Annotated in this window: 21 protein-coding genes; 15 read left to right on the forward strand and 6 right to left on the reverse strand. The window is 66.0% G+C overall.

Annotation, left to right across the window (positions count from 1 at the left end; genetic code table 11):
- From ACP156_RS11270 to ACP156_RS11285, 4 genes are all read left to right on the forward strand, one after another.
- On the forward strand, positions 1-235 hold a 235-nt coding region (locus ACP156_RS11270), incomplete at its 5' end, for a ribosome-binding factor A (protein WP_425051423.1).
- A gap of 4 nt (positions 236-239) precedes the next feature.
- Positions 240-977 carry a phosphodiester glycosidase family protein gene (locus ACP156_RS11275; protein WP_425051424.1) on the forward strand — a complete coding sequence of 246 codons (738 nt, stop codon included), beginning with the start codon at positions 240-242 and terminating at the stop codon, positions 975-977.
- Positions 978-1,030: 53 nt separating this feature from the next.
- The gene (truB, locus tag ACP156_RS11280; protein ID WP_425051425.1) at positions 1,031-1,936 is read left to right on the forward strand and encodes a tRNA pseudouridine(55) synthase TruB; all 906 of its coding nucleotides are present in this window, start codon (positions 1,031-1,033) and stop codon (positions 1,934-1,936) included.
- Positions 1,933-2,442, forward strand: coding sequence for a DUF1643 domain-containing protein (locus ACP156_RS11285; RefSeq protein WP_425051426.1), 510 nt, complete (start codon positions 1,933-1,935; stop codon positions 2,440-2,442). Before truB ends, ACP156_RS11285 begins: the two co-directional genes overlap by 4 nt.
- Here the strand turns inward: ACP156_RS11285 and ACP156_RS11290 are convergent.
- From ACP156_RS11290 to ACP156_RS11300, 3 genes are all read right to left on the reverse strand, one after another.
- Positions 2,439-3,128 (reverse strand): anti-sigma factor, encoded by a 690-nt coding sequence (locus ACP156_RS11290; RefSeq protein ID WP_425051427.1) that lies wholly within the window; start codon positions 3,126-3,128, stop codon positions 2,439-2,441. The two genes, ACP156_RS11285 and ACP156_RS11290, sit on opposite strands and share 4 nt — an antisense overlap.
- On the reverse strand, positions 3,125-3,667 hold the full coding sequence (locus ACP156_RS11295) for a sigma-70 family RNA polymerase sigma factor (protein ID WP_425051428.1): 543 nt from the start codon (positions 3,665-3,667) through the stop codon (positions 3,125-3,127). Before ACP156_RS11295 ends, ACP156_RS11290 begins: the two co-directional genes overlap by 4 nt.
- A gap of 85 nt (positions 3,668-3,752) precedes the next feature.
- The gene (locus ACP156_RS11300) at positions 3,753-5,162 is read right to left on the reverse strand and encodes an FAD-binding oxidoreductase (protein WP_425051429.1); all 1,410 of its coding nucleotides are present in this window, start codon (positions 5,160-5,162) and stop codon (positions 3,753-3,755) included.
- A 97-nt stretch (positions 5,163-5,259) separates the two neighbouring features.
- Between ACP156_RS11300 and ACP156_RS11305 the strand changes: the two genes are divergently transcribed.
- Entirely contained in the window at positions 5,260-7,299 is a 2,040-nt protein-coding gene (locus ACP156_RS11305; RefSeq protein ID WP_425051900.1) for an FAD-dependent oxidoreductase, read from the forward strand.
- A gap of 96 nt (positions 7,300-7,395) precedes the next feature.
- Here the strand turns inward: ACP156_RS11305 and hemN are convergent, their stop codons facing one another.
- Positions 7,396-8,751: an oxygen-independent coproporphyrinogen III oxidase gene (gene hemN, locus ACP156_RS11310; RefSeq protein WP_425051430.1), complete on the reverse strand. Its 1,356-nt coding sequence runs from the start codon at positions 8,749-8,751 to the stop codon at positions 7,396-7,398.
- A 68-nt stretch (positions 8,752-8,819) separates the two neighbouring features.
- On the opposite strand from hemN, the gene fnrL reads away from it, so the two are divergent.
- Positions 8,820-9,560, forward strand: a complete 741-nt coding sequence (gene fnrL / locus ACP156_RS11315; protein WP_425051431.1) for a transcriptional regulator FnrL — start codon at positions 8,820-8,822, stop codon at positions 9,558-9,560.
- Between the two features lie 21 nt (positions 9,561-9,581).
- On the opposite strand, the gene ACP156_RS11320 is transcribed toward fnrL, so the two are convergent.
- Positions 9,582-10,421 carry a universal stress protein gene (locus ACP156_RS11320; protein ID WP_425051432.1) on the reverse strand — a complete coding sequence of 280 codons (840 nt, stop codon included), beginning with the start codon at positions 10,419-10,421 and terminating at the stop codon, positions 9,582-9,584.
- 207 nt (positions 10,422-10,628) lie between these two features.
- Between ACP156_RS11320 and ccoN the strand changes: the two genes are divergently transcribed.
- From ccoN to ccoP, 4 genes are read left to right on the forward strand one after another with little or no spacing between them, the layout of a single operon-like run.
- Positions 10,629-12,230 carry a cytochrome-c oxidase, cbb3-type subunit I gene (gene ccoN, locus ACP156_RS11325; protein ID WP_425051433.1) on the forward strand — a complete coding sequence of 534 codons (1,602 nt, stop codon included), beginning with the start codon at positions 10,629-10,631 and terminating at the stop codon, positions 12,228-12,230.
- A 12-nt stretch (positions 12,231-12,242) separates the two neighbouring features.
- Positions 12,243-13,016: a cytochrome-c oxidase, cbb3-type subunit II gene (gene ccoO, locus ACP156_RS11330; RefSeq protein ID WP_425051434.1), complete on the forward strand. Its 774-nt coding sequence runs from the start codon at positions 12,243-12,245 to the stop codon at positions 13,014-13,016.
- A gap of 9 nt (positions 13,017-13,025) precedes the next feature.
- Complete coding sequence (locus ACP156_RS11335; protein ID WP_425051435.1) at positions 13,026-13,208, forward strand: cbb3-type cytochrome oxidase subunit 3; 183 nt, start codon at positions 13,026-13,028, stop codon at positions 13,206-13,208.
- Positions 13,205-14,092 (forward strand): cytochrome-c oxidase, cbb3-type subunit III, encoded by an 888-nt coding sequence (gene ccoP / locus ACP156_RS11340; RefSeq protein ID WP_425051436.1) that lies wholly within the window; start codon positions 13,205-13,207, stop codon positions 14,090-14,092. Before ACP156_RS11335 ends, ccoP begins: the two co-directional genes overlap by 4 nt.
- 147 nt (positions 14,093-14,239) lie before the next feature.
- On the opposite strand, the gene ACP156_RS11345 is transcribed toward ccoP, so the two are convergent.
- A complete protein-coding gene (locus ACP156_RS11345) occupies positions 14,240-14,497 on the reverse strand; it encodes a hypothetical protein (RefSeq protein WP_425051437.1) in 258 nt (85 codons plus the stop codon).
- Between the two features lie 104 nt (positions 14,498-14,601).
- Between ACP156_RS11345 and ACP156_RS11350 the strand changes: the two genes are divergently transcribed.
- From ACP156_RS11350 to ccoS, 5 genes are all read left to right on the forward strand, one after another.
- The gene (locus ACP156_RS11350) at positions 14,602-15,480 is read left to right on the forward strand and encodes a LysR family transcriptional regulator (RefSeq protein WP_425051438.1); all 879 of its coding nucleotides are present in this window, start codon (positions 14,602-14,604) and stop codon (positions 15,478-15,480) included.
- Positions 15,481-15,622: 142 nt separating this feature from the next.
- Positions 15,623-17,161 (forward strand): cytochrome c oxidase accessory protein CcoG, encoded by a 1,539-nt coding sequence (ccoG, locus tag ACP156_RS11355; RefSeq protein WP_425051439.1) that lies wholly within the window; start codon positions 15,623-15,625, stop codon positions 17,159-17,161.
- Positions 17,158-17,616 (forward strand): FixH family protein, encoded by a 459-nt coding sequence (locus ACP156_RS11360; RefSeq protein WP_425051440.1) that lies wholly within the window; start codon positions 17,158-17,160, stop codon positions 17,614-17,616. Before ccoG ends, ACP156_RS11360 begins: the two co-directional genes overlap by 4 nt.
- A 1-nt stretch (position 17,617) precedes the next feature.
- Positions 17,618-19,798, forward strand: coding sequence for a heavy metal translocating P-type ATPase (locus ACP156_RS11365; protein WP_425051441.1), 2,181 nt, complete (start codon positions 17,618-17,620; stop codon positions 19,796-19,798).
- Position 19,799: 1 nt separating this feature from the next.
- Positions 19,800-19,961 carry a cbb3-type cytochrome oxidase assembly protein CcoS gene (gene ccoS / locus ACP156_RS11370; protein WP_425051443.1) on the forward strand — a complete coding sequence of 54 codons (162 nt, stop codon included), beginning with the start codon at positions 19,800-19,802 and terminating at the stop codon, positions 19,959-19,961.
- Positions 19,962-19,970 lie beyond the last annotated feature (9 nt).

The raw sequence follows: 19,970 nt of genomic DNA on the forward strand, positions 1-19,970 counted from the left end.
GGACCTGAAGGTCGCCACGGCCTATGTCATGCCGCTGGGCGGCGGCAACCGGGACGAGGCGCTGGCGGCGCTGCGGCGGAACCGGCACGAGCTGCGCCGCGCGGTGAACAAGGGTCTGACCCTGAAGTATTCCCCCGAGCTGCGTTTCGTGATCGACGAAAGCTTCGACCGGATGGACGAGACGCGGCAGCTGCTGAACCGCGACGACGTGCGCCGCGATCTCGACGAGGACTGAGCCGATGCGCCTGCTGGCGTTTCTTCTCGGGCTGGCCGCGGCACCGGCCGCCGTCCACGCGGGCGCCTGCCACAGCGACAGTTTCGACGGCGCGCGCTTTACATGGTGCACCGTGGACCTTGCCGCCGAAGAGATGCGGCTGTGGCTGAACGATGCCGAGGCCGCGCCTTATGGCACCTTCGCCCGGATCGACGAGTCGCTGGCGCCGAAGGGCGAGCGGCTGGGCGTCGCGATGAACGCGGGCATGTACCATCAGGACCGCGCGCCGGTGGGCCTGTATGTCGAGGACGGGGTGGAACTGTCGCCGATCGTCACCTCGAAGGGACCCGGCAACTTCGGCATGCTGCCCAACGGGGTGTTCTGCCTTCAGGACGACGGGGCGCTGGTCGTCGAAAGCCGCGCTTTCGCCGCCAACCCGCCCGCCTGCCGCTTCGCCACCCAGTCGGGGCCGATGCTGGTGATCGACGGCAAACTGCACCCGCGGTTCTTCGCGTCCAGCAACAGCACCTATGTCCGCAACGGCGTGGGCGTTCGGCCCGGCGGCCGCGAACTGGTGCTGGCGATCTCTGACGAGCCGGTGAACTTTCACCTGTTCGCGCGGTTTTTCCGCGACATGGCCGGAACGCCGAACGCCCTGTATCTCGACGGCAATGTCTCGCGCCTGTACGCGCCGCAGTTGGACCGGATCGACGGCGGGCGGCCGATGGGGCCGGTGCTGGGCACGGTGGTGCCGGCAGGTTGACTTGACGCCCGCGCCGGGCTAGCCCGCGCGTTCGGTTTTCAACGGAGACGGTGATGGGACGCAGACGCAAGGGCCGCGACATTTCCGGGTGGCTGGTGGTGGACAAGCCCGCCGGCATCACCTCGACCTCGGTGGTCAACAAGGTGCGCTGGGCGTTCGACGCGAAGAAGGCGGGACACGCCGGGACGCTGGACCCCGAGGCGACCGGCGTGCTGGCGGTGGCTTTGGGCGAGGCGACGAAGACCGTGCCCTACATCACCGATGCGATGAAGGCCTACAGCTTCGTTGTCCGGCTCGGGCAGGCGACCAACACCGACGATGCCGAGGGCGAGGTGATCGCCGAAAGCGACGCGCGCCCCTCGGACGACGAGATCCGCGCCGCGCTGGGGCAGTTCACCGGCGACATCATGCAGGTCCCGCCACAATTCTCGGCGGTGAAGATCGACGGCGAGCGCGCCTACAAGCGGGCCCGCGACGGCGAAGAGATGGAACTGGCCGCGCGGCCGCTGTTTGTCGAGGAACTGAACCTTGTCGCGCGCCCCGATGCCGACCACGTCGAGCTGGAGATGGTCTGCGGCAAGGGCGGCTATGTCCGGTCCATCGCGCGCGATCTGGGTGCGGCGCTGGGCTGTAACGGGCACGTCGTGTCGTTGCGCCGCGTCTGGTCCGGTCCGTTCGAGGCCGAAGACGGCGTGTCGCTGGCGCTGCTGGACGAACTGGCGAAATCCGAGGAGCTTGATCAGTATCTGCGGCCGCTGGAGGAAGGTCTGGCCGACCTGCCGGAACTGCGGGCGACGGCCGAGGGCGCGGCGAAGCTGAAGAACGGCAACCCGGGCATGGTGCTGACGTCCGACGCGGAATACGGCGACGAAGCCTGGGCGTCCTATGACGGGCGCGCGGTGGCCGTAGGCACCTACCGCGCGGGCGAGTTGCACCCGAGCCGGGTGTTCAACCAGTGATCAGCCGAGATTTCCAGAAGGGCGACGCGCAGTCCACCGCCGTCTATTCCGACTGCGAGCAGTATCGCTATCTTCTGACCCGCACGTGGGAGCCGGCAGGCCGCAAGGCGCTGTTCGTGATGCTGAACCCGTCCACCGCGACCGAGGTGCAGAACGATCCGACCGTCGAGCGCTGCGAGCGCCGGGCGCGGGCGCTGGGGTTCGGAGCGTTCAGGGTCACAAATATCTTCGCGTATCGCGCCACCGATCCGAAGGTGATGCGCGCGGCTGTCGATCCGGTCGGGCCGGAGAACGACGCGGCCATCGCCGACAGCGCGCCCTGGGCCGACCAGATCGTCTGTGCGTGGGGAACGCATGGCGCGCATCTGGATCGCGGGCCGCAGGTGGAACGCCTGCTGCGGGAAACGGGGCTGCCGCTGTTCCATCTGGGGCTCTCGAAGCATGGGCATCCGAAGCACCCGCTGTACATCGGCTATGCGGTGCAGCCGGAGGCGTGGAGCCTTTAGGCCGCGGGCGAGATTTCCCCGACCGCCAGCACTTCGCCTGTGGGCGCGCCGGTCGGCGAGCCGCCTTCGGGTTCGTCGGACACCGCCAGTACCGCGCCCTGAAGCGCGGCGCGCTGTTCGGGGGCCAGCGTCAGCACGGTGACCTCGTCATCGCCCAGAAGGCCAAGCGAGATCGGGCCGTCGGCGCCTTCCGGGATCAGCCAGAGTTCCAGCGACCGGCCCGCGCGGGCGGCACCTTCGGTGCGGTGCAGGCGGATCTCGCCGGTGTCGTCGTCAAGCGTCGCCGCGATCAGCAGCGACCGGTCCTCGGCGGCGATCTGCGCCGTGTGGGTGGCGAGGGCGTCCGGCTGGTCGGGCGGGGTCAGGAACATCAGCCCGACGATCAGCGCCGCCGCAATGATCCCACCGGCCAGAGTGCCCTGCCACGGCAGCGGCCAGCGGCGGCGCGGCGCGCCGAACAGGCGGCGTTCCACCCGCGCCTGAATGGCGGGGGGCGGCGCGACCTCGGGGATTTCCGCCGCCAGCGGGATGAAATACTCGTCCCACTCGACGACAAGCCGGCGCATGTCAGAGGAATCCCGCAGGCGAAGTTCGAACCCGCGCAGGTCATCGGCGGGCAGCAGACCAAGGACGTATTCGCCGGCAAGGGCGACATCGTCGTCGTTATGGTCCGTCGCAGCGGTCATCGCGTCAGGCAATCCCTTAGGCTCAGCAGGCTGCGACGCAGCCATGTGCGCATCGTGTTCAGCGGGACGCCGTAGCGTTCCGCCAGATCCTTGTAGCTGTCCCCGTCAAGGTAGGCGCCGCGTACGGCGCCTGCCCGGTCCGCTTCCAGTTCCTCGAGGCAGTCCATGATTCGCTGCCGTTCGGATGCGGCGATCACTTCCCCCTCGGGCGTCAGCCCCGGCGAGGCGAGGTCCGCGGCTTCCTCGATGCCCGAAGACGGCGCCTTGCGCGCCCGCAGCTTGTCGATGGCGATATTGCGCGCCATCGTGATCAGCCACGTCATCGGGGAATAGCCGTTGGCGGAATACGCATCCGCCTTTTTCCAGATCCGCACGTAAACGTCTTGCAACGCCTCGTCGGCTTCCGCCCTGTTCTTCAAGACACGAAGGCAGACACCGTAGAGTTTCGCCGAAGTCTCGGCATACAGCGTCGAGAACGCCTGCCGATCCCGCAGTTTGACCCGCGCGATCAGTTCCTCGATTTCGTCCCGTGTCGCCATCGGCGTCCGATTTCCTCCCGGCAGGAAGGCCGCCGCCGCAGGCTGCGGCGCGGGCCCTCTGCTGGCCCAAGCCTAGCGTACCCGTTCAATCGGGCAAGACCTTGCCGGGGTTCAGCAGGTTCTGAGGGTCAAGCGCGGTTTTGATGGTACGCATCACGTCGATCGCCACGGGGTTCTTCCGCCGCGCCATCGAGGGCTTCTTGTACTGCCCGATCCCGTGTTCCGCCGAGAACGAGCCGCCAAGCGACAGCACCACGTCCTCGACCCGTTCGACCAGCGCGTCTTGCAGCGCCGGGTCCTTGCTGGAGGGGTAGGCGGTGTAGTGAACGTTGCCATCGCCAAGATGCGAGACGCAGATCCATTCGGCATCGGCGTCCAGTTCGGCCAGCACCTGTTCCATCCGGTCAAGGAACACGTGCACCTTGTCCAACGGCAGCGCGACGTCGCAGTTCACCAGCGGCAGGCGGCCCGTGGTGACCTGCGCGGCTTCCTCCCGGCGCTGCCACATCTCGCGGCGCTGCGCTTCGTTGCGGGCAACGACCGCGTCCAGCACGGCGCCCTCTTCCATCAGTTCCGCCAAAACCTCTTCGAGGTAGTCGACGATCGGGACCGAACCGACGTCGCCCGGGGTCGCATCGCGCGGCGCAAGCGCGCCGACCTCGACCATCACGTTGATGTCATGCGGGGCATCGAAGGGTTCGCGCTGGTCCGGGAAGCAGGCGAGGTGCCCCTCGATATAGCTGCGCGGCATGTATTCGAACGCCTCGACCGCGCCGCCGGTGGCGATCTGCAGGCGGTTCAGCAGCTTCAGCGCGTCCGGCAGCGAAGGCGTCGCGACCATGGCGGTCGCATAGGCGGCGGGCTTGGGAGACAGCTTCATCACGGCGGCGGTGATGATTCCCAGCGTGCCCTCGGCCCCGATGAACAGGTCCTTCAGGTCGTAGCCAGAGTTGTCCTTGTGCAGCTCGCTCATCAGGTCCATCACGCGGCCGTCCGCCAACACGACTTCCAGCCCAAGGCACAGCCCGCGCGTCGAGCCATAGCGCACCACGTTCGACCCGCCCGCGTTCGTCGACAGCACGCCGCCGATCATCGCCGAGCCTTTCGCGCCGAACGTCAGCGGGAACACAAGGTTCTTTTCTTCGCAGGCGTCGTGCAACTGGCTCAGGATCACGCCCGCCTCGACGATGGCGGTGCGCGCTTCGGGCCGGATTTCGCGGATCTTGTTCATCCGCTCGACCGACAGCAGGATCTGCCCGTTCGCCTGTGCGCCGCCGGTCAGGCCGGTGCGGCCGCTGGCGGGGACCACGGGCGTGCCCGCTTCGCCTGCCAGCTTCACGATGGCCGAGACTTCGGCGGTGTTGGCGGGGCGCACCACGGCCAGCGGGTCGGACGGGAACTTCTTGGTCCAGTCGTCGCGATACGGGGCGGTTTCCGCGCCGGTCAGCACCTGCGTGTCGCCCACGATGTCCTTGAGCCGTGCGATAAGATCCATGCGTCCCTCCCATGATGCGCGGATGAACCTTCACATGACGTTTTTCGCCCTGACCGGCAAGGGCTTGGCCGCTAGGGTCGCGCCCGGAGGTACTGCCATGTCCAACGATCCGTTGCTTCAGCCCTACCGCCTGAAGCACCTCACGCTTAAGAACCGCATCATGTCGACAGCGCACGAGCCGGCCTATTCCGAGAACGGGATGCCGACCGAGCGTTATCGCCTTTACCATCAGGAAAAGGCCAAGGGCGGCTGTGCGCTGACGATGACGGCGGGCTCCGCCGTGGTGTCGCGCGACAGCCCCGAGGCGTTCGGCAACCTGCTGGCGTGGAAGGACGAGATCGTTCCGTGGCTGTCCGAGCTGACGGACGCCTGCCACGAGGAAGGCTGCGCGGTGATGATCCAGCTGACCCACCTTGGCTGGCGGACCGGCTGGAACAAGGGCGACTGGCTGCCGGTCGTTGCGCCGTCGGCGCTGCGCGAACCGGCGCACCGGGCCTTTCCGAAGGCGATGGAGGACTGGGACATCGAGCGGATCGTGGCAGACTATGCCACCGCCGCCCAGCGGATGCAGGCGGCGGGCCTCGACGGGATCGAGTTCGAAAGCTACGGCCACCTGATCGACGCCTTCTGGTCGCCGTATCAGAACCGGCGCGACGACGACTATGGCGGGTCGCTGGACAACCGGCTGCGGTTCATGTGGCAGGTCATCGACGGCGTGCGAGATGCGGTGGGGCCGGATTTCATCGTCGGCTTGCGGATGGTCGCCGACGAACAGTTCGACAAGGGCGTCACGCGCGAGGAAGGTGCCGAAATCGCGCGTCGTGTCGCCGACAGCGGCAAGTTCGACTTCATCAACCTGATCCGTGGCCGCATCGCCACCGACGCCGAACTGACGAACGTGATCCCGGTACAGGGCATGGCCAGCGCGCCGCACCTTGATTTCGCGGGTGAGGTGCGCGCTGCTACGGATTTCCCGATGTTCCACGCCTCGAAGATCTCGGACGTGGCGACGGCGCGGCACGCGGTGGCATCGGGCAAGCTGGACATGGTGGGCATGACCCGCGCCCACATCGCCGACCCGCACATCGCGCGGAAGGTGGCGGCGGGGCACGAGGATCGCATCCGGCCCTGTGTCGGCGCGACCTATTGCCTTGACCGGATCTACGAAGGCGGCGGCGCGCTGTGCATCCACAACGCCGCAACCGGGCGCGAGGCCGACCTGCCGCATGACATCCCGAAGGCGGAAACGCCGAAGCGCGTGGTCGTCGTGGGTGCCGGGCCAACGGGGCTCGAGGCCGCGCGGGTGGCCGCCGAGCGGGGGCACGAAGTCGTCGTGTTCGAAGCCTCTGACCGCGCGGGCGGGCAGGTGAACCTGCTGGCCGCCAATCCGCGCCGCCGCGAGATGATCGGGATCGTCGACTGGCGGCTCGAGGAACTCGACCGACTGGGTGTCGAGATCCGCTATAACCTGTACGCCGAGGCCGAGGATGTGCTGGGCCAGCGGCCCGACGTGGTGATCGTCGCCACCGGCGGGTTGCCGCAGCCGCCCGAGATGCAGGGCGACGCGCTGACCGTCTCAAGCTGGGACGTTCTGTCAGGCGAAGCCAAGCCGGCGGGCCGCGTTCTGGTCTACGACGACAACGGCGGCCATCCCGGCATGAGCGCGGCCGAGATCATTGCCGCCACCGGCGCCACGGTCGAGATCGTCAGCCCCGAGCGCCAGTTCGCCCCCGAGATCGGCGGCATGAACCACGCGCCATACATGGCGGCGTTTCAGAAGACCGGCGTGCGGGTCACGATCAACACCCGCGTCATGGCGCTTCGGCGCGAGGGCAACGAGCTGGTGGCGGTTCTGGGGTCGGACTACGCGCCCGGCTACACAGAGGAGAGGCGCGTCGATCAGGTGGTGGTCGAGCACGGCACCGAGGCGCTGGACGAGTTGTATTTCGCGCTGAAGCCGATGTCGCGGAACCTTGGCGCGGTGGACTACGATGCGCTTGCGACCGGCAAGGGAGAGCTTCTGCCCGAGCGGAATGCGGACGGAGCGTTCCTGCTGTACCGCATCGGCGACGCGGTGGCCTCGCGCAACATCCACGCCGGGATCTACGATGCCGTGCGCTACGGGATCAGGTGGTAGGCGAAAAGGCGTCGCCTGCACACGGGCGGTCAGAACAAAAGAGAAAGCCGCGCGTATTCCGACGCACGGCTTTCTCTATTCAGGCATCGGCCGCCGTCAAACCGCGTGGCTGTGACCCGAAGCCGGGGCCGCGTAGGCGTCGAAGTGCCGTGCGATCATCCGCGCCAGCGGGCGGCCCTGTGGCAGGATCTCGACCAGACCGTCCTCGACCGTCAGCATGTCGGGGAACGCCTCGGCCAGTCCGTCGGTCAGCTTCCGCGCTTTCGCCGCATCCACGCCGGTTTCGTCCGCCGCCTGATCCACGTCGGCGCGGAAGTCGCACAGCAGCATCTCAATGATCCGGCCCCGCAGAAGGTCTTCGCTTGTGAAGGCGTGTCCGCGCGTGGTCGCCAGCACGCCGTCGCGCACGCGGCGCTGATAGCCCGAGGTCGACGGGTCGTTCTGCGCATAGCCCTGCGGGTAGCGTGAAATGGACGAGGCGCCGACCCCGATCAGCGTGGTCGAGCTGTCTTCGGTGTACCCTTGGAAATTGCGCCGCATCGAGCCCTCGCGCCACGCGACCTCCAGCCCGTCGCCAGGGCGGGCGAAGTGGTCGATGCCGATTTCCTCGAACCCGTCCCACAGGAACAGCCGCCGGGCGGTGTTGAACAGGGCAAGACGCTCTTCCGGTGCGGGCAGCGCGTCGGTTGGGATCAGGCCCTGCCGCTTCGCCATCCACGGCACATGGGCGTAGCCGAACAGCGCTACGCGGTCGGGGTTCAGCGACAGCAGTTTCTGCACCGAATCCGCGATCTTCGCCTCGGTCTGATAGGGTAGACCGTAAAGAATGTCGGCGTTCAGACTGTTGATGCCGCGCGCCCGCAGGCCGTCGACCGCATCGCGCGTGACGTCATAGCTTTGCGGACGTCCGATCGTTTCCTGGATCTGTGCGTCGAAGTCCTGAATGCCCAGCGAGGCGCGGTTCATCCCGGCCTCGGCCAGTGCGTCAAGGCGGGCTTCGTCGATCTCGTTCGGGTCGATCTCGACCGAGAACTGCGCCCCTTCCGCAAGCGGCGTGACGTCGAAGATCGCACGGGCGAGATCAAGGATCATGTCCCCCGACAGCAAGGTCGGCGTTCCGCCGCCCCAGTGCAGGTGTTCCAGCGTCACGCCCTCGGGCAAGGCGCGCCCGATGGTCGCAAGCTCGGTCTTCAGTGTCTCGATGTAGGCCGCGACCGGCGACAGCGTCGAAGTGCCCTGTGTTCGGCAAGCGCAGAACCAGCACAGGCGACGGCAAAACGGCACGTGAACGTACAAGGACACGCGACCGCCTGCAGGAACCGCCCGCAGCCACGACTGGGTTTCGTCGGCTCCGACAGCGTCGGAGAACTGCGGGGCGGTGGGGTAGCTTGTGTAGCGCGGAACGCGCGCGTCAAAGAGACCCAACCGCTTGAGTTGCGTTAACTGTTCCATGAGCGTAGCATTTCACGGCGCGATGGGGGCCACTTTGATCCGGATCAAGTGGCGGAAGAAAGACAGTCATGACCGAGTTGTTCCTGGAAGAACGGAATTGCGATACCTGCCCGATCCGACATCGGGCGGTGTGTTCCAAGTGCGAGGCGGACGAACTCGAACTTCTGGACAGTATCAAATACTACAGAACCTATGATGCCGGTCAGCCGGTGGTCTGGGCGGGCGACGAGATGGACTTCGTTGCTTCGGTCGTCAGCGGGATCGCGACCCTTAGCCAGACGATGGAAGACGGGCGCACGCAGATGGTCGGCTTGTTGTTGCCGTCCGATTTCCTCGGACGACCGGGCCGCGCCATCGCACCCTATGACGTGACCTCGAACAGCGACCTCACGCTGTGCTGCTTCCGCCGGAAACCGTTCGAGAAACTTCTGCACGACACGCCGTCCATCGCCCAGCGCCTGCTAGAGATGACGCTGGACGAACTGGACGCCGCGCGCCAATGGATGCTGATCCTTGGCCGCAAGACCGCGCGCGAGAAGATTGCGAGCCTGCTGATCATCATCGCCCAGCGCGAGGCGTCACTGCGCAAGCGTCGCCCGACCGACGGTTCCAGCTTTGAACTGCCGCTGACCCGCGAGGCGATGGCCGACTACCTTGGCCTGACGCTTGAAACCGTCAGCCGGCAGGTCTCGGCGCTGAAACGGGACGGGATCATCGAGCTGGAAGGAAAGCGCCTCGTAACCGTTCCCGATTTCGAGGCGCTTATGGCCGAGACCGGCGATGACTCGGATGGTGGCTTGCCGGTCTAGGCCGTTCGATGGCGCACTGTGTCAGTGCGCCATAAGAACCGGAATATCAGCGTTTTCCAGCATGTTGCGCGTCGCGCCGCCAAGAATCGCCTCGCGGAAGCGAGAGTGTCCGTAGGCGCCCATCACCACAAGGTTGGCGCCGCGGTCATCGCAGAGCCGCAGGATGATGTCCGAGATCTTCGGCATGGATTTCGCCAGCACGCTGATCTCGGTCCGGACGCCGTGGCGCACCAGAACCTGCGACAGTTCTCCGCCCGGGTCGGACCGGTCGGGCCCGTGCGCCGGCGGTTCGACGATGGCGATGCAGGTGTCGTCGGCCTGCTTCAGGAACGGCAGCGCACAGCGCACCGCCCGCAGCGATTCCGAACTTTCATTCCAGCCGATCACCACGTTCGAGAAGCTGGCGGGCAATTCGGTTCCATCGGGAATCACCAGCACCGGAACCGAGCCGTTGAACAGCGCGGCCTCTAGCACCGCTTCGGTTTCGACGTTCTTGCCCTCGCCATAGGGCTTGGGCAGCACGACGATGTCGGCCAGACGGGTGCGGTAGGCGACCAGCGGCGACATCGCGGCGATCTGAGTCGTGGACGCGCGGATTGCGAAGGGCAGACCCACCATCGCCAGCTTGGCCTCTACGGCCTTCTCCAGCGTCGCGACCTCGGCCTGCGCCTGAGCAAGGTTGTCCTGAAGCACGACGGCGCTGGCGCCGGAATAGTAGAAGCCCGGCTGCGTACGGTCGACGCCAAGGCAAAGCACATCAAGATGGGCCTCTTCGCGAGTCGCGAGCGCAATCGCCGCCTCCAGAGCCCAGCGGTCCTTTTCCAGATCGGTAACGATTGTGGCTATTGTTTTGTAGGACATGCTCCATTCCTCCGGAGATTGTTTTTTGGCTTTGCAGTCACGCAAAGCCCGATCCGTGCGGACAAATCCATATTGGCAAATTGGCCTGCCGGAGCCTTGACATGGATCAAGGAATTCCCGGCGGCGTGCGTGCAAATGCAGGATGTCGGAAAGGGACCGGCACACGGAAGATCCATGTGCCGGGATAAGGACAAAAGGGACGATTCCATGTGGAACACAGTGAAGCTGGTGGTGCTTGGACTCGTGGCGCTGTTCGCCGCGATCGCCGCCAACTACGGCCGTGACCTGTCATATCAGGTACACGCCGTGATCATCATGTTCGTCGCCGCCGGGCTGTTCATCTGGACACTGCGGCGCTTCGACGAACCGGTGGCGGTAGCCAATCCGAACGAATATCTGGACGGCCCGATCCGGGCCGGCGCAATCGCGACCGCTTTCTGGGGCGCGGTCGGCTTTCTGGCGGGCGTATTCATCGCCGCCCAGCTGGCCTTCCCGGTGCTCAACTTCGAGTGGGCGCAGGGTTATGCGAACTTCGGACGGCTGCGGCCGCTGCACACCTCGGCGGTGATTTTCGCCTTCGGGGGCAACGCGCTGCTTTGCACCTCGTTCTACGTGGTTCAGCGAACCTCGGCGGCGCGCCTGTTTGGCGGCAACCTCGCCTGGTTCGTGTTCTGGGGCTACAACCTGTTCATCGTACTTGCGGCCACCGGCTATCTGCTGGGCGGCACGCAGTCGAAGGAATACGCCGAGCCCGAGTGGTACATCGACCTGTGGCTGACGATCGTCTGGGTCGCCTATCTGGTCGTCTTCCTCGGCACGATCATGAAGCGCAAGGAACCCCACATCTACGTGGCGAACTGGTTCTACCTGTCCTTCATCGTCACCATCGCGATGCTGCACATCGTCAACAACCTGTCGATCCCGGTGTCGATCTTCGGCTCTAAGTCGGTGCAGGTGTTCGCCGGGGTGCAGGACGCGATGACCCAGTGGTGGTACGGCCACAACGCCGTGGGCTTCTTCCTGACCGCCGGCTTCCTTGGCATGATGTATTACTTCGTGCCGAAGCAGGCCGAGCGTCCGGTCTTCAGCTACAAGCTGTCGATCATCCACTTCTGGGCGCTGATCTTCCTGTACATCTGGGCCGGTCCGCACCACCTGCACTATACCGCGCTGCCCGACTGGGCCTCGACGCTGGGCATGGTGTTCTCGGTGATCCTGTGGATGCCGTCCTGGGGTGGCATGATCAACGGCCTAATGACCCTGTCGGGGGCATGGGACAAGCTGCGCACCGACCCGATCATCCGCATGATGGTCATCTCGATCGGCTTTTACGGCATGTCGACCTTCGAAGGCCCGATGATGTCGATCCGCGCGGTCAACTCGCTGTCGCACTACACCGACTGGACCATCGGTCACGTCCACTCTGGTGCGCTTGGCTGGAACGGCATGATCACCTTCGGCGCCCTGTACTTCCTGGTTCCGCGCCTGTGGAACCGCGAGAAGCTGTACAGCCTGTCGATGGTCAACTGGCACTTCTGGCTCGCGACGATCGGCATCGTTCTCTACGCCGCGTCGATGTGGGTCACCGGCATCATGGAAGGCCTGATGTGGCGTGAAGTCGATGCGCAGGGCTTCCTCGTGAACTCCTTCGCCGACACCGTGGCCGCGAAGTTCCCGATGTATGTCGTCCGTGCCCTCGGCGGGGTCATGTACCTCACCGGCGCGCTGATCATGTGCTACAACCTCTGGATGACCGTGCGGGCCCAGCCGAAAGTTTCGGATGAACCCGCCATGGTCCCGGCCGAGTAAGGAGTGCCGGAGATGGCTGATACCCAAGTCAACACGCCCGAAGCGCCGAAGCCGCGCAAGCAGGGCATCCTCGATCGCCACAAGATCCTCGAGAAGAACGCCACGCTTCTGCTGGTCTTCTCGTTCCTCGTGGTGACCATCGGCGGCATCGTCGAGATCGCACCGCTGTTCTACCTCGAGAACACCATCGAAGAGGTGGAAGGCGTGCGGCCCTACTCTCCGCTCGAACTGGAGGGGCGGAACGTCTACATCCGCGAGGGCTGCTATGTCTGCCACAGCCAGATGATCCGCCCGATGCGGGACGAGGTCGAACGGTACGGGCACTATTCGCTGGCGGCCGAGTCGATGTACGACCACCCGTTCCAGTGGGGCTCCAAGCGGACGGGGCCCGACCTTGCCCGCGTGGGTGGCCGGTACTCGGACGCGTGGCACGTCGCGCACCTTGTCGACCCGCAGTCGGTCGTGCCGGAATCGGTGATGCCAAAATACGGGTTCCTCAAGAACACCCTGATCGACGGCCGGTACATCGAGGACGTGATGGCCACCAACGCCTTCGTCGGCGTCCCGTACTCCGACGAGATGCTGGAAAACGGCCTTGCCGACTTCCGGGCGCAGGCGGATCCCGACAGCGACTATGACGACATGCTGGAACGCTATCCGGGCGCGCAAGTGCGCAACTTCGACGGCGAGCCGGGCATCTCGGAAATGGATGCGCTGATCGCCTATCTCCAGGTTCTGGGGACGATGGTCGACTTCTCGACCTTCAACCCGGACGAAAGCCGCTAGGGGGACACGATGGACTATCACATCCTTCGCGAAATCGCGGACAGCTGGGTTCTTCTGATCCTGTTCGCGTTCTTCGTCGGCGCCGTGCTGTGGGCGTTCCGCCCCGGCAGCCGCCAGGCACATCAGGACAGCGCGAACATCCCGTTCCGCCATGAAGACAGACCGATTGCGTCCAAGGAGAACCGGCCATGAGCAAGAAACCGGCCGATCAACCGACCAAGGTCGATACCACCGGCCATTCCTGGGACGGTATCGAAGAGTACAACAACCCCTTGCCGCGCTGGTGGCTGTGGACCTTCTACGCCACCATCGTCTGGGGTGTGATCTACACGCTGCTGTATCCGGCGTGGCCGCTGGTCGAGCGCGCGACGGGGGGCATCCTTGGCTTCTCGACCCGCGGTCAGGTGGAAGAGCAGATCGCCACCTTCGAGGCGCAGAACTCTGGCCTCGAAACCGAGCTTGCGAGCGTCGATCTGACGACGCTTGCGGACAACGGCGACCTGCACAACTTCGCCATCAACAAGGGCGCGGCTGTCTTCCGCAACAACTGTTCTCAGTGTCACGGCTCGGGTGCGCAGGGGGCGGAAGGCTTCCCGAACCTGCTGGACGACGACTGGCTGTGGGGCGGTGCGATCGACGAGATCGCCTATACGGTCACCAACGGCATCCGGAACGAGGACAGCTTTGACGCGCATTGGTCCGAGATGCCCGCCTTCGGTCGGGACGAGATCCTGACGGACGCACAGATTGCCGAAGTGGTGCAATACGTGCGCCAGATCTCTGGTCAGGACCACGACTCGGGCCTTGCGGCAAGCGGCGAGGAAGTGTTCCTCGAACAGTGCGCCGCCTGTCACATGGATGACGGCACCGGCGATGTCGGGCTGGGCGCGCCCAACCTGACCGATGCGATCTGGCTGTATGGCGGAGACGTCGCGACGCTTACCGAGACCATCACCAATTCGCGTTTCGGCGTGATGCCCGCGTGGTCGCAGGACTACCGCAGCGCCTTCGGCCTGTCGGAATCCGAGATCAATGCGGTCGCGGCCTACGTCCACCAGCTGGGCGGCGGTCAGTAAAAGAATTCTCCGCGGCTTCGGCTGCGGAGGAGGCGTCGGTTCCGGGATCCTGTTCGCGCGTTTCTTTCCGGACCCGACGCCGCAAATCAAAACCGGCCGTCCTTCTGGGCGGCCGGTTTCATTTTGTCTCGGTCGTGGGTCGCGGTGTCAAAGGCCGCGCAGTCCCGCCTCGGGGCGGCGGCCGAACAGACGGATGCCGGTCAGGCGCGGCAGACGGAACAGCGGGCGCCGGGTCTTGGGGGCGATGCCGGGCGCTTTTGCCGGGGTGCGGTTCACCTTCGGCGCGGCCAGCAGGCGCGGACGCAGTTCGCGGTCGCGGACATTGGCGAAGTGTTCGTTTTCCCAATAGGCGGAATGCCGGGTGCGGGTGGCGATCATGAAACTATCTGCAAGCGGGTTGATCATCGGTCTGGCTCCTGAATGCGCTGCGGTATGCTTGGAATATTGCGTTTTGGCGCTGTGAATGCGAATCAGAAAAAATTCGGATATGTAAGCTTGGGTTTCAGATCATGTTTCGAGAGCTTCCGCCCCTGTCCCAGTTGCGCGCCTTTGCGGCGCTTGCCGAAGCCGGGGGCATGTCGGCGGCGGGTGCGCTTCTGAATGTCAGCCATGCTGCCATCGGCCAGCAGGTCCGCGCGCTGGAAGAACGGCTTGGCGTCCAGTTGTTCGTGCGGGAGGGGCGCGGCATCGCGCTGACCGCCGAGGGCCAGCGGCTTGGCGGCGTCTTGCGGGATGCCTTCGGCACCATCGCGCGCGAGATCGACGATTTGACCGGATCGGACGCGGACCGCCCCTTGCAGATTACCACGACCCCCAGCTTCGCGGCCCGTTGGCTGATGCCCCGGCTTGGCAGCTTCCGCGCGCAACATCCCGAGATCGACCTGATGCTGAACCCGTCGGCGGACGTCATCGAACTGACGCCGGGCGGCGTGGAACTGGCCGTGCGGTTCGGCAAGGGCGACTGGAAGGGGCTGGAAAGCCAGATGTTCCTGCGCACGCCCTTCGTGATCACCGCCGCCCGCAGCCTGATCGGCGACCGCACCATCGACAGCCCCGCCGAGCTTCTGGATTTCCCTTGGCTGCAGGAGATCGGCACCGACGAGGCGAAGGAGTGGCTGACCGGGCAGGGCGTGACCGAGGGCCGCGTGCGCAACATGACCAGCCTGCCGGGAAACCTGTTGCAGGACGCGCTTCGCTCGGGCGAGGGCGTTGCGGCCACCGCTTTGGCCTTCGTCGAGCGCGAGGTCGAGAACGGCGATATCGTCGTTCTGTTTCAGGATGACGGCCGTGGACCCGGCTATTTCCTTGTCACCCGCCCCGGTGTGCAGCGCCCGGCTTTGCGCGCATTCATGCGCTGGCTGATGAAGGAAGCGCAGGCTGGGGCCTGACATATTCGCAGCCTTGCATGCGGCGTTCTGTCCTAGAGCCCTGAAAAGGTGACTTAAAGACACTTGATTCAGGTCAAGGACCGGTCCCTCGCCGCCTGCGAGAAGCGGGGACAGCCAGAATGCACCGAACGGAATCCGTTTCATGAGCAGCACAGAGCCACAAAGCCTTTACGCCGCGCGCGAGCCTGTCTTCCCGCGCCGGGTCAAGGGAAACTTCCGCCGCTTCAAATGGGTGATCATGGCGATCACGCTGGGCATCTATTATCTGACCCCGTGGATCCGCTGGGACCGTGGCCCGGAACTGCCGGACCAGGCGATTCTCGTCGACCTCGCCAACCGCCGGTTCTTCTTCTTCTGGATCGAGATCTGGCCGCACGAATTCTACTTTATCGCGGGCCTGCTGATCATGGCGGGGCTGGGGCTGTTCCTGTTCACCTCGGCGCTGGGCCGGGTGTGGTGCGGCTATACCTGTCCGCAAACCGTGTGGACCGACCTGTTCATCCTGACCGAGCGCTGGCTTGAAGGCGACCGCAACGCGCGGGTGCGCCTGTGGAAGGCGCCTTGGGATGCCCGCAAATGGCGGCTGCGGATCACAAAATGGGTGATCTGGGCCTTCATCGGTCTCGCCACCGGCGGGGCGTGGGTGTTCTATTTCACCGACGCGCCGACGCTTCTGGTCGACCTTGTGACGTTGAACGCGCATCCGGTCGCCTATACGACGATGGCGATCCTGACCTTTACCACGGTCCTGTTCGGCGGCTTCGCACGCGAGCAGGTGTGCATCTACATGTGTCCCTGGCCCCGCATTCAGGCCGCGATGATGGACGAGGACACGCTGACCATCGCCTACCGCGAGTGGCGTGGCGAGCCGCGCGGCAAGGGCAAGCGCCGGCGCGAGATCGCCGAGCAGGCCGAAGCCGTGACCTATGCCGCGGGCGACAAGCACGGGGGCACCTCGCCCAAGGTGCCGATGCCGGGCCTGCCGTCCGGTGTGGGCGGGCCGATCCCGACCAAGGATGGCTATGGCGATTGCATCGACTGCAACGCCTGCGTGAACGTCTGCCCCACCGGCATCGACATTCGCGACGGGCAGCAGATGGCCTGCATCACCTGCGGCCTGTGCATCGACGCCTGTAACGAGGTGATGGACAAGATCGGCAAGCCGCGCGGTCTGATCGACTATATGGCGCTGACCGACGAAACGCGCGAACGCGCGGGTCAGCCTCCGAAGCCGGTCATCAAGCACATCCTGCGCCCGCGCACGGTTCTTTACACGACGCTGTGGACGCTGGTGGGTGTCGGCCTGCTGGTGGCGCTGTTCATCCGCAGCGACATCGATGTAACCGTCGCCCCGGTGCGCAACCCGCTGTTTGTCACCCTGTCCGACGGGTCGATCCGAAACGCCTATGACGTGCGGCTGTTGAACAAGCACGGCGAGGACCGGCCGTTCCGGATCTCGATCACCGGCGACCCCGCGCTGCGCGTGTCTCTGGAAGGCACCCCGTACGAGACCGTCACGGTTCCGGCGGACGAAACCATGCTGCAGCGTGTATATGTCGTGGCGGCCCCCGACTCGGAAGCCGCAGACGGCGGACGCACGGACATCCGGATCTGGGTCGAAGACCTCGCGAACGGCGAACGAGCCTACAAGGACAGCACATTCCACGGGAGCGGCGAATGAGCGCGAAACCAATCACGGGCCGCAAGGTCTTTTTCATCACGGCCTCGGCCTTCGCGGTGATCATCGCGGTGAACGTGACGATGGCGGTCAAGGCGGTCGGGACATTCCCGGGGCTGGAAACCAAGAACTCGTACGTCGCCAGCCAACAGTTCGACGCCGCCCGCGCGGCGCAGGAAGCGCTGGGCTGGGACGTCGCCGCGACGGCGGACGGTGGGCAGGTCCGCATCTCGATCACCGGCCCCGACGGTGAACCCATCGAGCCGCCGGAAATCTCGGCGATGGTCGGCCGGACGACCGTCCGCGACCATGATGTGACGCCGGACCTGACCTTCGACGGCACCGCCCACATCGCAGATCTGGCGCTTGAGCCCGGCAAATGGGAACTGCGCGTCGCCGCCACCGCCGAGGACGGCACCGCTTTCCGTCAGCGGATCATCCTGAACGTCGAGGGCTGAATTGAGCGCGACCGTCCAGACCTCTGCCTGCCCGGCCTGCGCCGCGGCCCCCCTCGCGCAAGAGGTGGCGGGCCGCGCGCCTTCGGGTGGCGACGAGGTCATGCTGTCTCTTCCCGCGATCCACTGTGCCGCCTGCATCTCTGGCGTCGAGCGTAGCCTGTCCGCCATGCCGGGCGTTCGCCGCGCGCGGGTGAACCTGACGCTGAAGCGGGCGATGATCGACGTCGATCCCGGCACCGAACCCGCCACGCTGGCGCAGGCGCTGACGTCCGAGGGGTGGGAGGCGCACGAACTCGACGCCGCCACGCTGGCCGGCACGCAGGTCGACCGCACCGGGCGCGACCTGCTGATGCGGCTGGGCGTCGCGGGCTTCGCGATGATGAATGTCATGCTGTTGTCAGTCGCGGTCTGGTCCGGGGCCGAAGCGGCAACGCGCGACCTGTTCCACTGGATCAGCGCCACCATCGCGATCCCGACCATCGCCTTCTCGGCGCAACCCTTTTTCCGCAACGCGTGGACCGCCCTGCGCGCTGCGCGTCTGAACATGGACGTCCCGATCTCGCTGGCGATTCTGCTGGCGGCGGGGATGTCCGTCTACGAAACCGCGCAATCCGGCGAGCACGCCTATTTCGACGCGGCGCTGTCGCTGACGTTCTTCCTGCTGGCGGGACGATACCTTGACTACCGCACGCGATCCGTTGCGCGCTCTGCCGCGCAGGAACTCGCCGCGCTGGAAGTGCCGCGCGCGCTGCGAGTGGCCGCGGATGGCGAGGCGATGGTGCCGGTATCCGAACTGGCGGTGGGCGACATGGTGCGCGTTCTGCCCGGCGCGCGGGTGCCGGTGGACGGCATCGTGACCTCGGGCGCAAGCGAGATCGACCGCTCGCTGCTGACGGGCGAGAGCCTGCCGGTGGCGACCGGGGAAGGCGCAGAGGTGAACGCGGGCGAGGTCAACCTGACCGGCGCGCTGACGGTGCGCGTGACGGCCGCGGGCGAAGACAGCACGCTGCATCGCCTTGCCGACCTTGTCGCCGTGGCTGAAACCACGCGCAACCGCTATACCTCGCTCGCCGACCGCGCCGCGCGGATCTATGCGCCGGCGGTACACCTGCTGGCCTTCGCGGCCTTCGTCGGCTGGCTGTGGATCTCGGGCGGCGACGTTCGGCTTTCGCTGAACATCGCGGTCGCGGTGCTGATCATCACCTGTCCCTGCGCGCTGGGCCTCGCGGTGCCCGCCGTGACCACCGCCGCCAGCGGCCGCCTGTTCAAGCGCGGGCTGCTGATCAAAAGCGCCACCGCGCTGGAACGTCTGGCCGAGGTCGACACGGTCGTCTTCGACAAGACCGGCACACTGACCACCGGCGCGCCCGTGGCCGAGAACCTTGGCGACCACGCGCGCCGCGATCTGGAACTTGCGCTGGCGCTGGCCGAGGGGTCCGCGCACCCTCTGGCGCAATCGCTGGCACAGGCTGCCCGTACCGCCGGGGTCCGGCCCGCCAATGTGACCGACCTGCGCGAAGTGCCGGGCCACGGCGTCGAGGCGGTGTGGCAAGGCCAGCGCGTCAGGCTTGGCCGCGCCGACTGGACCGGTGCCGACGCCGCCGCGCAGACCGCGACCTATCTTCAGGTTGGTGGCCGGGTCCTGACTTTCCGCTTTGCCGACCGTCTGCGCGACGGCGCGGAACAAGCGGTCGCCGCGCTTCAGGCGCAGGGGATGCGCGTGCTGCTGCTGTCCGGCGACAACGCGACGGCGGTGGCAGAGCTGGCCGGACGCGTGGGCATCGACACCTTCGAGGCCGGTGTGCTGCCGCAGGACAAGGCCGCGCGGGTCGAGGCGCTGATGGCCGATGGCCGCCGTGTCCTGATGGTCGGTGATGGGCTGAACGACACCGCGGCACTGGCCGCCGCACATGCGTCCATCTCGCCCGCCTCGGCGCTCGAGGCGACGCGGGTCGTGTCGGATATCGTGCTGCTGGGCGGTTCGCTTGCGCCTTTGGGCGACACCCTGGCCACCGCCCGTTCGGCGACGCGCCGCATCCGCGAGAATTTCGGTATCGCCGCGATCTACAACATGATCGCGATCCCGATAGCCCTGACGGGCTTCGCCACCCCGCTTGCGGCGGCGCTGGCGATGTCCGGTTCGTCGATATGCGTGTCCCTGAACGCGCTGAGGCTGCGCTGAGATGGAAGTGCTCGTCTACCTCATCCCGATCTCGCTGATCCTTGGCGGGCTGGGCTTGGGTGCTTTCGTCTGGACGCTGAAATCGCGGCAATACGACGATCCCGACGGCGACAGCCAGCGTATCCTGTCCGATCAGTACGACGACAAGCCGAAGCAAGATTGACCCGACGCG

It is taken from the genome of Psychromarinibacter sp. S121 (genome assembly GCF_049801035.1).
Classification (GTDB): domain Bacteria; phylum Pseudomonadota; class Alphaproteobacteria; order Rhodobacterales; family Rhodobacteraceae; genus Psychromarinibacter.